The following is a 12,696-nucleotide window of genomic DNA, read 5'->3' as shown; positions in this document are numbered from 1 at the left end:
TAATATGTTGCAATAATGAACCGATAAGCATATTAGTAAGGATAAGGCAAGTATGTTTAACTAAAATAATATCTCAATTTAGTTTCAGTCATTTCCACCACTGTTGAATATATTGATCCCAAAAAATTCATCATGTCGGTTGTGATGGCGTTGATCTCTACCCCCGGCTGGGCAATAGCGAACTCAAATTCCGCTTCTTTATATCTAATCGCTTTTTTAATATATTCTGTATCGCGGCTACTGCCGTGAAAATATCTTTTACCCTTTAGTACACCAGTGCCGTTCCGTCTATCCATATGTTTTAAAAGTTCTTCAGGTTTCCATTTGTAGCGCAAAGAAACGACAGCCTGGCCACATACCTCATAGAGATCATCAAGCCTGGCTCCAGCTTTTGCTTTCGAATATTTGCAATGTATGAGTTCAAATCGGACCACATTATCCTCCTCAAAAATAGCTACAACATCAGCGGATTCACCAGAATTGTCATCGTTAAAAGCGATTACGGCGCCGCGGTCAACCATATTCTTCATGATGTATTCTTGGACTGAATAGGGCCTTGCTATTCCTTTTTTATACATTGATTCCGTTGTAAAAACCACCTCTTCCCATGAAAGCTTTTTGATCCTATCATTTGGTATCTGTATTATAGCACTATCCCCAAGATTAAATCTAGTTTGAATCGATCCTGCGATGGTTGAACCACCCATAATAAATAGCGTAGGTGGATTTTCTTCAAAGAATTTTTTTAGCGGCAAAAGATCGCTTTTTAATCCGACAACGTGTACTTTACTAATATCTAGTCCTTCCACGATATGTCCGTTATCGCCACCTAAGGTAATTGAAAAATCAAATTCTTTTTCCAACATATTTAGCACAAAATTAGCTTTCTTCCCAGCTACAGAAATACTACGAAGGATGCACTCCGATAACATAACACCCGAAATCTGAGGCCCCTCCATTGACAGCTTATGGATTTTGGTATAAAGTTCCTCATTCCAGTCGGTTGCCAGTACAATAATAGATTCTGGAAAAACTTCAAGTTGAACCTTTTCTGCGGAATCTTTCAAAAGCTGATTGGCATCTATTGAATCAGCAGTAATCAGACTACCCATCTTCTGGCACCAGCCTTTCCACTGTAAAACATCTCCAATGCGCGCAGGGCTCCATACCTTGCCTTTAATAGAAGCGCCAACACTTTCTGGCATACCATCTCTAAAGCCAATCCCGACAAAATCCGATTTTTTAATATTTCCACCTTTTTCCATTTGGAAAGTTCGGTAGTTACATTAGGGGGCGAACCTTCTCTGCAATCGCTTGTATATTAGTATTTTGAAATCGTTTTTAAGCTTTGGCAATCAAAAGCTCACCTCTATTTTTTATGCAAATTCTTAATGTTAAAGATAAGTAATTTTTCGTATTTAGGATATCTACGAGTTCGTTTAATTTACTGATTTATTTAAAGGAATGCGAGGTTGTTTGACAGGATCGACTGAATAGAGGCAGTGTTCTTCCGTTTCCATGTTCCATCCGCTCCCGCACATCTTATCCTGCAAAGTGTTTCCAGTCGCATTCCTAGATAGCTAGCTAAATACCTTAGTGGCATATTCTGAATAACTTCTTTCGGCATTTTTTCCATGAACCGTCTGTATCTTTCAGTAGCTTTAGGGATTCTAGCAAGCATCGAACGTTCAGAAGCTGCATGAAATTGCAAAGCAAGTATTCTTCTTCCTATAATATTAGCTTCTGCAAAATTCCGGTAAAGTTCCTCGATCAGAATATAGGGGATGCAGATGAGTTCCGAATCTTCCAGTGCCTGAAGAAATTCAATGGAATTCCTGCCTTGATCCTCAGGATGACGAATAGCTCCGATTATTTCATTTCCAAAGCAAAACCAAGTGGTTATATCTATACTGTTTTCACGTACAAATCCTCTGATAGTCCCTTTGACAAGAAAGTAGAGACAGGCGTTGCGATCAATCGGTGAGAGCAGGTATTTATTCTTTTTAATTTTTATAGGGTAGGCAATTTTGTAATAAGCTTCGCAATATTTTTCTGATAGCGGATAGTATTGCTCGAGATAATTAAATAGGGGAGATAGATCTGGCTGCGGTAAATTTTGGCTCATAGACTCATAGTTAGTTTATAATTCCCTGTAAAATTAACCAAGGGGTTATAAATGTAATACTTTTGTTACGTAAAAACAAAAGTAGAGTAATCTTTTTGGATCGGAATCATGTTTCAGGATTGGTTCTCTGACTAATCATTCATGATGAGCTCAAGCAAGTAGAAATTAGAGAAAGCGGGGTTAATATCTTTTTGTGCGGAGTAAAGTTTTGACATAATAAATATCCTTGACCTTGATTTTTTGATCTTACCTTTTAATCAACACTAAAATAAGCCTTTTATACTTTTGCTCTAGCCTAAATCATTAACAAACTGATATGTATATCAATAAAGTGACATTTTTTTGTCTAGCATTGCATAATCTTATTCTTAATTTAAACAAATCAAATCGTTCCCATTACTGATTTAATTATTTTTTAAGCTAAAAATTAATTATCTCAATGACAACAGCTCTAAAACAAGGCGAAATTCTCGAGCGCCTGGTACGTAAAGACCGCATCGGAATCAGTGAATTCTCAAGGAGGCTTAAAGTTAGCCGTAGAACAATTTACAATTGGTTTCAGCAAGACCGGATTGATAGCGAAATTATCTGGCGAATCGGAGATTTGCTTGGACGCGACTTATCTTCATCGTTTCCCGAACACTACTCTAAGTACAATTCTGGGGATATCCTCGGAGTCACCAATCTGGATAAAAAGGACGATCTTGGTCGTGATACAGTATTTTTTTGGATGAATAAATATATACAGTTATTGGAAAAATACAATACCTTATTAGCAAGAGAAGCACTATCAGATGCGGATCCTCCTAGTAAGGAATTTCCTATAAGCGTTAAAAGGGCTGAGGCACTTTGGTATTAGTCAGGAGTATGCTTGGTTTTTAATGTTTTATTATCGGAATGGGAAATAAATTCTTGGGTTAGTATGCTCTTTCGGGATTGATCTCCTGATCGTTTAATCAAAAGCATCTTGAAAAGCGAAAAAGACTTCAAAATAAAATTTTGATATGGTCTAAACCATATAAGTATAAATGGTCATCAAGAATTTAATTTTTTATGAAATTAAACAAAGCACGGGAATTTTGTTTCTAAATAAAGAGAAATGGCTCTAGATGATTGACCACAATCCTGTTCTTGTTTGATTTTGTGCACTTTTAGCTTAAAAAATGACAAAACTTTATCGTCAAATCCAAGGTTCTATCAACACAATACCTTAACAGAACATACCATGACGAAAAATGAAACTGGCAGCAGTCCAAAATTTGCTGCCCAAACTTCAGTGCAGCAGTCGCCCGCACTTAAAGAGTTATTCAAGGATTCCATCTCAGATTTGTATTGGGCAGAAAACCATTTGGTGAAAGCCTTGCCTAAAATGATGTCCGTTGCAACTTCCGCTGGGTTAAAAAAGGCAATTGAATCACACTTGAAGGAAACCCAGGTACATGTGTCCAGACTTGAGCAGATCTTTGAGCTGTTGGGAGAGAAGGCGATAGCGAAAAAGTGTGATGCGATGGAAGGGCTTAGCAAAGAGGCGGAGGGGATTGTAGAAGAAACGCCGGCAGGAACGGCAACAAGGGATGTAGGCATCATCCTGGCCTGCCAGAAGGTGGAGCATTACGAGATAGCAAGTTACGGTGGGCTGCATCAATTGGCTCTTACACTCGGTCTAGAGGAGGTTGCGGAAATTTTAGAGCAGACGCTGGAAGAGGAGAAAAAAGCAGATCAAAAACTTACCGAAGTGGCAGAAAAGGATATTAACTACAAAGCGTCCCAGGAGGCTTAAATTCAGAAAACATGGCAAAACAAAACCTAAAATCAAAACCTGTAGCTATAAAGCAGCAAAATGTTAAGAGCGATCAACTAGAGACCTTTATAACAGCTGCCACAGGTCAGCCCATGACCACAAACCATGGCCTGAGCATAAATGATGATCAGAATTCACTAAAGGTGGGAGATAGGGGCGCAACACTTCTGGAAGATTTTATCCTGCGAGAAAAAATCACTCATTTTGACCACGAGCGAATACCTGAACGGATTGTACATGCCAGGGGATCTGCGGCCCACGGCGTATTCAAAGTATATGAGGATTTATCGGCGATTACACGGGCTGCCTTCCTATGTGATCCAGGAGCTGAAACACCGGTTTTTGTCCGCTTTTCTACTGTTGCTGGATCCAGGGGGTCGACAGATCTGGCGCGTGATGTACGCGGGTTTGCCGTTAAGTTCTATACCCAGGAGGGAAACTTTGACCTGGTTGGTAATAACATGCCCGTATTTTTTATCCAGGATGCCATTAAATTCCCCGACCTGATCCATGCGGTAAAGCCTGAGCCAGATAATGAGATGCCTCAGGCGGCCTCAGCACACGATACTTTTTGGGATTTTATTTCCCAGTTGCCGGAATCGGCGCATATGGTTATGTGGGCGATGAGTGATCGCGCTTTACCCCGCAGTTATCGTATGATGGAGGGTTTTGGGGTACATACATTCCGTTTGGTAAACGCACGTGGGGAGTCTAACTTTGTTAAGTTCCATTGGAAGCCTTTGTTGGGCGTACATTCAGTGGCCTGGGACGAGGCACAAAATATATCCGGCAAGGATCCAGATTTCCATAGAAGGGACCTTTGGGATGCAATTGAAGCCGGTGCATTTCCGGAGTGGGAGCTAGGCTTACAGATCGTGCCGGAAAAGGATGAATTCAAATTTGATTTCGATATCCTTGATCCTACCAAGCTGATCCCGGAGGAACTTGTACCGGTACAGCGCATTGGCAAGATGACCCTGAACAGGAATCCGGATAACTTTTTTGCGGAGACCGAACAGGTGGCTTTTCACGTTGGGCATATTGTTCCTGGAATTGACTTTACCAATGATCCGCTTCTTCAGGGAAGATTATTTTCCTATACCGATACCCAATTAATCCGCTTGGGCGGCCCTAATTTTCATGAGATTCCGATCAATAGACCCGTTGTTGCAGTGCATAATAACCAGCGTGATGGTTATATGCGCCAAACTATCAACAGGGGGAAGACCAGTTATGGTCCTAACGGGATAGCAGGTAATGATCCCCAGCAGGTGAAAGCTGCTGAAGGCGGGTTTACGAGTTACAACGAGCGTATCGATGCCAAAAAGATCAGGGCGAGGAGCAGGAGTTTTTTTGATCATTTTTCCCAGGCACGTTTGTTCTTTAATTCCCAGAGCGACCCAGAGAAAAACCATATCATCGATGCCCTTAGTTTTGAGTTAGGTAAGGTGAAAACTGTAGCAGTGCGTGAGCGGATGCTTGCCATACTTTCCCAGATTGACAAGGGACTTGCAGGTGAGGTCGCTTTTGCACTTGGGCTGCATATTCCCGAAATTCCTTTAGACGAGCTAAATAAAAGTATTCCCGCTGACGGAAAAAAAGCAGATTACGCCTCTATGAATCCTAAAGGAAGCTTGGTCAAATCAGAGGCCCTTAGTATGGCAGGAACGATAAGGAATACCATTAAGACGCGTAAAGTGGCTATACTGGCTGCTGAAGGGGTTGATGGGGAATCGCTAAGCAAAGTGAAAGACGCGCTGGTTGCAGAAGGGGCAGTGGTACATATTATTGCCCCTAAACTAGGTGAGTTGATTTCAAAAGAGGATATGAAGATTACTCCTGATGAGAGTTTGCTTACAGCTGCTTCAGTTTTGTACGATGCAGTTTACCTTCCGGGTGGAACCAATTCGGTAGCCACATTAGAGGCTGAGGCTAATGCGATACATTTTTTGAATGAAGCATTTAAGCATTGTAAAGCTATTGCAGCGGATGAGCAGGCGTTACAGGTGCTTGAAGCCACTTATTTTTATAAGAAATTACCCGCTGAATATGCTAAAGAAATGGTGTTGAGGGAAGGGGTTGTAGTTTCTGCCGATACAGCAAAGTTGATTGACTTATTTAAGAAGATGATTGCGCTTCACAGGTTCTGGGATCGGGAAAAACCAAGAAAAATTCCAGCCTAGTTTAAAATATACTGATGGGGATGTTCGTTTCCCCATCAACTTAAACTGAAAATGTTATGAAAGTTGAAGAAAATATTGACAGCCTTATCCCAGATCAATATCAGGGCAGTAGGATGGATGCTGAGCAAAGGCGCAGCAGCCAGAATGTTGAAGAAGCGATTAGGGTATATCACCTTGGCTGTGAGCGGTTGCTGAATGTAAACAGATGGGGCAGCTTGGCTGGAGTATCTGACTTTCAGCTTATTTCCCCTTTGGGTATTAGGATAGAAAGAGATGCTAAGCAGGGGGATTATATCCGCATCGATCTTCCTGGTCCAGGGACGATGGCAGGTATGGGCTACGACTGGGTAAAAATTGAACAAATTAAAAGCTTTGAGAGAGAAGATGATCAGGGGTTGGCGATGACTGTAAGGCCTTCAGCGCACCCCGTATCAGGCAGCACGGAAATTGCACATTTCTTAAAAGACATTGCCACCTCTACTTTTATAATCCGGCGAAGTGGAAATGAAGTTTTTGCTGAAGAACATGGCCGTAATGAGGTGGCCAATACAGATGCTCAAAGGCTGCTAGACAAGGGAAGGAACTTTGCGGTCGGCATTGCTGCAAAGCTGGGTTTGTCCTATCCCCAGTGGAAAATTCTGATCAAAGCTTTTTTAGCGGATTAGCGCACCGTTAGTCGCCGTAAGTATTTTTCCACCTATTTCATTCCCTTGCAGGGCTGCATAGTCCAAAGCAGTTTGGCCACGCAAGTCAGCCAATGTTAAATCTGCTCCATTCTCTATAAGTAAAGATAGTACTTCGTTTCTTCCGAACATGGCTGCAAACATCAGCGCGGTGCCACCATTTCCGTGTTTAATATCAACAGATGCACCATTGTCGATAAGAAGCCTGGCAATATCTACATATCCCTTAAAAGCCACTCCCATAAGGGCAGTATTTCCGCCATAATCTGCCGCATCAATTTTAGCTCCCCCTTCAATGAGTAATTTGGCAGCCTCAAACTGATTGTTGTAGCAGGCAATAATCAATGGTGTATAGCCTTTCTCATCGCGATGTTCCAGGTCAGCACCTCGTTTGATCAGTTCTTTTAATACTTCAAGCTCACCCTTACGGGCAGCAGGGATGGTAATTAAGTCGATGTTTTCCATTCCTATAGAACTACGGAGTTCGATAAAAGTTTTGCAAAAGATTCTTTATGGTGCAAATGATTACGTTGAACCGTCAAATAGGTTTCTTTTTAAATTCACTCGGGCTCATGCCATATTTGTTTTTAAATAGCGTTGAAAAATAGGTGGCTGATGAAATACCAACCATGAAACTAATTTCTGAGATAGAATAGTCCTCATTCAATAACATGTATTTTGCTTTTTTTAACCTTCGGTAGAGAATATAATCTGTTATACTTGAGTTTAATAAAGCTTTAACCTTCCTGTAGAGCTGGATTCTCGATATTCCGATAGCCTGGGCAATGTCATCCACACTTAGATTTTCATTACCGATGTGATGCTCAACAAAACCCGCAAAATCATTCAGGAATTTTTTATCCAAGGCATTTATAACGGCCTTTTTTGTTGCACCAGAACTAATATCACTTATATAATGTTCTTTAAGAATAATACGGTTTCTAATTAAATTTTCAACATTGGCAATGAGATAATCAAAATGGAAAGGTTTGGTCATATAGAGGTCGGCCATGCTTTGTATTCCTTCTATCTGTTGTTCGGGACTACCTTGAGCTGTTAGCAATATAATAGGAATATGTGAGGTCCTCAGGTCTGTTTTGAGTTTTTTAGCCAATTCCCTACCTGACATCCCAGGGATAATTACATCGGAGATAATCAGATCAGGAATTTTTTCGTAGGCCTGATTTAGGCCATCGTTCCCAGAGGACGCAGAAAATACTTCGTAATTTGCTGAAAATTTATCGCTTAAATAGTTCAAAAGTTCCAAATTGTCTTCAATAATTAATATCGACTGATCTTTTATATAATCAAAAGCCGTTTCATTGATCGTTTGCTTTATAGTATCCTCAGCGTTAGCATAAATATTAATTTGCTCTGCAAAATCCACTCTCAATTTATTAAATGATGGTGCTGTAACAGGCGGAGATCCGATTGGCAAAATCAACTTGAATGTACTCCCCTGCCATTTTTTACTCTCCACACCTATTGATCCACCGTGCAAGTGGATAAGTTCACGTGACAGCGAAAGCCCTAGTCCTGATCCTTTGGATTCCATGGTATCGGATTGGTAAAATTGGTCCCAGACGTGATCTAGTTCTTCTTCGGTCATACCTTGCCCGTTATCGGTAACGGTGATAAAAAAGGTATCTTCTAAGTGCTCCACTGCTACGGTAATTCTGCCATTAGGCCCTGTAAATTTGAGGGCATTACTTAAAAGGTTGAAGATGATTTTATCTAGTATATTAATGTCAAACCAGGCATAAAAGTTCTTTTCAGCTGAAATTAGGTTGAGTGCAATGTTCTTTTTGTTCGCCCCGTATTGAAAACTGTCGATAATCTCACTCAAAAAATTGGTAACGTTATTATTTGTAGGGTACACCTTGAATTTCTGGTGTTCGATTTTTCTGTAATCAATAAGCTCATTAACCAGTTTAAGCAGCCGGTAAACATTTCTTTTAATTAATCCCAGGTCTTTGGCTGTTCTTGTTCCCGTTTTTTCCTGTTTTAAAAGATCTTCTAATGGGGAGAGGATTAAGGTCAACGGTGTCCTAAATTCATGGGAAATATTGGTAAAGAAGTTTAGTTTCTCTTCAGTAGCAGCTTCAATCCGCGCAGATGCTTCAACAAGCTGATTACGCTGGCTAAGGATTTCATCATTCTTTTGTTCAAGACTTTTGTTTATTTTCCTATTCTCCAGCAATGAAAAAAATGCCAATCCCCCGAAAATAACTGTTAAAACCAACATGATAACAATAATATTAAGCACCAACCGCTGGCTGTCGTAAACCCGTATCTGGTCTTCCAAAAGTGTTTGTTGCCGTTCAATGTCTTTTTGCTGTCCTGATATCCGTGCCCATTGTAGTTTCATCAACTGTACTGAAGTACTATCGATAACAAGGCTTTGTAATAGGTTTTCTTTGCCAAATGATTCTTTATTTAGTATTCTAAGGGCAATATTTATGGCTTCTTTGCCTCCTGTAGGATATAGTACACTTGCTGTAATTTTCTTGTCACTAATCATTTGCAGTCCACCACCTGGCCCTGGTAATGCATCAACGCCTACGATTTTGATGTTTTTAACAATATTATGTTTTTTTAAGAAGGCTTTTGCACTCGCCGCCATTACATCATTATGGGCAAAAATAGCATCAGCGGCATAAAGATTATCTTTTTGGTCTTCCAGTTGGGATGCAGTACTGGATGCTAGCCAATTCCCGTAGAGTTGCGAAATGATTTTGATACCAGTATGTTTTTTTAGCTCATCACTAAAGCCTTTTGCTCTTTCAATAGCAGGAGAGGAACCTGGAAGGCCCATAATTTCAATAATATTCCCTTTGCCGCCAAGGAGCGTATTGATATAAGCGCCGGCCATTTTTCCGATCTGATAATTCTCCGCACCTACATAAGCCGTATATTGGGCAGAGGCTGTCTTTCTATCAATAACGATAACAGGAATACCTTTACTGTATAGTTCTTCTACAATTCCAGTTAGTGGGCGTGCTTCGTTGGGAGAGATGATCAATAGATCGATGCCCTTATCCAGCATTTCCCGTACCTGCTCGATCTGTTTGGTACTATTGTTATTGGCATCAGCATATATTAGCTGGGTTTCCGGCCGGAGCGAAAGCTCCATTTTAATTTCTTCGAGCATCGTGCGCCGCCATAGGTCTGAACCTACACATTGAGAAAATCCAATTGTAAATGCTTCTTTTCTGGATTGTTCTCTACAAGCAGAAATGCAAATTATGCCAACTAACAAACCAATAAAAAACCTTATCCGTGCTTTACCTATAATCCCATTGTTGCTAAATATTTGGCTAATCATAACCTAAAGCTAAAGATTACATGTGGCAATTTAAAATGGCTGATTGTTTGGTTACGCTATCCATGTAACATGGTTTAAAGAAAAGTGTTATTAAAATTAAAGTCTGTTTTTAGTAGCCTGTTTTTGTTTTGTAAGTATTTGATAATTAAACGGTTGGTTTAATTTGTTTTTTTAAGCTTTTTGATAGGATTTTAATAACCCGACTTTCTGTTTTGTGGTAATTTGCACCCATTAACCATTTATAAACCAATCTTCATGAAAAAGAATTCCGTTCTGGCCTGGTCCGCGGTTGTAGCCTTAGGAGGCTTTTTATTTGGCTTTGACACGGCAGTTATTTCAGGTGCCGAAAAAGCAATCCAGCAATTCTGGAAACTCTCTGTGTTCGAACACGGACTAACGATCTCTATTGCACTTATTGGCACTGTAATCGGATCACTTTTAGGTTCGAAACCTTCTGATCGCTTTGGAAGAAAAAATACACTATATTTTGTTGCCGCCCTATACCTATTTTCTTCATTAGGTACTGCACTTGCACATGATTGGTATGTGTTCCTTACTTTTCGTTTTCTGGGAGGTTTAGGAGTCGGTATTTCATCAGTAACTGCTCCAATCTATATATCCGAAATATCTCCAGCCGATCGTAGAGGCAGACTCGTAGGCCTTTTCCAGTTTAATGTGGTACTAGGTATTTTAATTTCTTATCTTTCCAATTATCTTATTAGCCAGGGAGGTGAAGCTTCATGGCGGTGGATGCTTGGCGTACAGGCTTTCCCTTCATTGATATTCTTTTTGCTGATTATTTTAATCCCGGAGAGTCCACGCTGGTTGATCCTGAAAAAGGGTGCGAATGAAAAAGCATTGGAAATCCTCAGGATTATCAACCCCCTTAATTGCGATCAGGAACTTACAGCTATCCAAAATTCAAAAGAAACGGAAGGCGAAAAAAAATCTGGAGAGGGCTTGTTTTCTGGGAAATACAACAAACCGGTTGTACTTGCCGTGTTGTTTGCTTTTTTCAACCAGGTTTCCGGAATTAATGCGATCATTTATTATTCACCCCGGATTTTTGAAATGGCCGGACTTGGTGCGCATGGCTCATTGCTTTCAACAGTTGGAATCGGTATTATCAATTTTATCTTTACTTTACTCGCCTTAAATTTTATTGATAAGGTAGGCAGAAGAGTACTGATGCTTATTGGGTCATTAGGGTTGATTGCCTCACTTTTTCTGGTTGGTTATACCTTTTATACCGAATCGTTTGGGGGATAGCAATACCAATATATATCATGCTGTTTATTGCTTTTTTTGCCTTTTCTCAGGGGGCGGTAATCTGGGTTTTCATTTCTGAGATATTTCCCAATCAGGTACGCGCTAAAGGTCAAACACTGGGGAGCTCTACCCACTGGGTGATGGCTGCTATTATAGCTTTTTATTTTCCTTACCTCACTGAGACATTTGGCGGGGCAACTACATTCTTCTTTTTTGGAGGGATGATGGTACTACAATTAATTTTTGTATGGAAACTAATGCCGGAAACCAAAGGCAAATCATTGGAGCAGATTGGTGAGCATATCGTATTACATTAAGAAAAAAATAAGATTATGTCGAAAAATAAATCGATTGTGTGTTTTGGGGAGATCCTTTGGGATAATTTACCTACTGGAAGTAAAAGGCCAGGAGGGGCACCTATGAATGTGGCCTATCACCTGCATAAACTAGGTTTAACCAGTTATTTGATTAGCAGTATTGGCAATGATGAACCAGGAGCTGAATTGCTGGGTTTTTTGGATAGCATAGGTGTAGAAAAAGAATGGGTTCAGATAAACCGTGAACGTCAAACCAGCCAGGTAGTAGCCAAAATTAATGCAGAACATGAGGTAAGTTATGATATTGTCGCTCCGGTTGCCTGGGATTATATTCGAAATGAAAGTGGCCTTGAAGAACTGGTTAAAAAGTCTGATGGCTTTGTTTTTGGAAGCCTTTGCTCAAGAAATGAGGTATCCAGGGCTACGCTGTTAAATCTGTTGGACAATGCAAGCTATAAAGTTTTCGATGTAAACCTTCGCGCCCCGCATTACACTCCTGAGCTGATAACCGGTTTGTTGAAGAAAGCAGATATGGTCAAAATCAATGCTGCAGAATTATCGCTTATAGCACAATGGAATAATATTGATCCCTCAAGGGAACTAGACTGCGTAGAGGCTATTTTTGAAAAATTTGGGATGAGTGAAATCCTCATTACAAAAGGGCGGATGGGGCAACTTATTATAACAAGGACCTGAGTTATAATTTCCCTGCTTACAACATCAGCGTTTCGGATACAATAGGAAGTGGGGATTCTTTTCTTGCTGCTTTTTTGGCGATGAAATTATCAGGCGAAACATTAGAACTGACCCTTGATTACGCAGTGGCAATGGGGGCCTTTATTACCTCACAAACGGGTGCTTGCCCCAGTTATTCCAAATTTGATTTCGACAGGTTTATCTGGAAAAGAAAATGGGGTATAAGCGACAGTAAAACACTATAATTTAAAAACCAAATAAAACCAATAAAACGAACCATTATGAATAAAAAAACTA

At 40.2% G+C, this 12,696-nt stretch carries 10 protein-coding genes and 1 pseudogene; 7 read left to right on the top strand and 4 right to left on the bottom strand.

Translation table 11 applies throughout. From position 1 onward, the window contains the following. Window positions 1-56: 56 nt before the first annotated feature. On the bottom strand, window positions 57-1,265 hold the full coding sequence (locus G7074_RS01030) for a hypothetical protein (protein ID WP_166206271.1): 1,209 nt from the start codon (window positions 1,263-1,265) through the stop codon (window positions 57-59). A gap of 191 nt (window positions 1,266-1,456) precedes the next feature. Then, on the bottom strand, window positions 1,457-2,125 hold the full coding sequence (locus tag G7074_RS01025) for a Crp/Fnr family transcriptional regulator (protein WP_166206268.1): 669 nt from the start codon (window positions 2,123-2,125) through the stop codon (window positions 1,457-1,459). Window positions 2,126-2,564: 439 nt separating this feature from the next. Here G7074_RS01025 and G7074_RS01020 point away from each other — a divergent pair, with 439 nt between their 5' ends. From G7074_RS01020 to G7074_RS01005, 4 genes are all read left to right on the top strand, one after another. Continuing rightward, window positions 2,565-2,984: a helix-turn-helix domain-containing protein gene (locus G7074_RS01020; RefSeq protein WP_205944137.1), complete on the top strand. Its 420-nt coding sequence runs from the start codon at window positions 2,565-2,567 to the stop codon at window positions 2,982-2,984. A 366-nt stretch (window positions 2,985-3,350) separates the two neighbouring features. Next, window positions 3,351-3,905, top strand: a complete 555-nt coding sequence (locus tag G7074_RS01015) for a ferritin-like domain-containing protein (protein ID WP_166206265.1) — start codon at window positions 3,351-3,353, stop codon at window positions 3,903-3,905. An 11-nt stretch (window positions 3,906-3,916) separates the two neighbouring features. Beyond that, the gene (locus G7074_RS01010) at window positions 3,917-6,109 is read left to right on the top strand and encodes a catalase (RefSeq protein ID WP_166206262.1); all 2,193 of its coding nucleotides are present in this window, start codon (window positions 3,917-3,919) and stop codon (window positions 6,107-6,109) included. A 56-nt stretch (window positions 6,110-6,165) separates the two neighbouring features. Continuing rightward, on the top strand, window positions 6,166-6,774 hold the full coding sequence (locus tag G7074_RS01005) for a hypothetical protein (RefSeq protein ID WP_166206259.1): 609 nt from the start codon (window positions 6,166-6,168) through the stop codon (window positions 6,772-6,774). Here G7074_RS01005 and G7074_RS01000 read toward each other — a convergent pair. Together G7074_RS01000 and G7074_RS00995 are read right to left on the bottom strand one after the other, a co-directional pair. Beyond that, a complete protein-coding gene (locus G7074_RS01000; protein ID WP_166206256.1) occupies window positions 6,763-7,257 on the bottom strand; it encodes an ankyrin repeat domain-containing protein in 495 nt (164 codons plus the stop codon). The two genes, G7074_RS01005 and G7074_RS01000, sit on opposite strands and share 12 nt — an antisense overlap. Window positions 7,258-7,330: 73 nt before the next feature. Beyond that, on the bottom strand, window positions 7,331-10,117 hold the full coding sequence (locus G7074_RS00995; RefSeq protein ID WP_166206253.1) for a substrate-binding domain-containing protein: 2,787 nt from the start codon (window positions 10,115-10,117) through the stop codon (window positions 7,331-7,333). Window positions 10,118-10,372: 255 nt separating this feature from the next. Between G7074_RS00995 and G7074_RS00990 the strand changes: the two genes are divergently transcribed. From G7074_RS00990 to G7074_RS00985, 3 genes and pseudogenes are all read left to right on the top strand, one after another. Then, window positions 10,373-11,386 (top strand): sugar porter family MFS transporter, encoded by a 1,014-nt coding sequence (locus tag G7074_RS00990; protein ID WP_255456764.1) that lies wholly within the window; start codon window positions 10,373-10,375, stop codon window positions 11,384-11,386. A 17-nt stretch (window positions 11,387-11,403) separates the two neighbouring features. Next, window positions 11,404-11,703 carry an MFS transporter gene (locus tag G7074_RS27475; protein ID WP_255456763.1) on the top strand — a complete coding sequence of 100 codons (300 nt, stop codon included), beginning with the start codon at window positions 11,404-11,406 and terminating at the stop codon, window positions 11,701-11,703. Window positions 11,704-11,718: 15 nt separating this feature from the next. Then, window positions 11,719-12,644 (top strand): annotated as a pseudogene (locus G7074_RS00985) (carbohydrate kinase). The last annotated feature ends 52 nt before the right edge of the window (window positions 12,645-12,696 follow it).

Origin of the sequence: Pedobacter sp. HDW13 (assembly GCF_011303555.1) — a bacterium.
In the GTDB taxonomy this organism is placed as follows: domain Bacteria; phylum Bacteroidota; class Bacteroidia; order Sphingobacteriales; family Sphingobacteriaceae; genus Pedobacter.
Note: the sequence above shows the minus strand (reverse complement) of the source record. Positions and strands in the feature narration are given on the sequence as shown.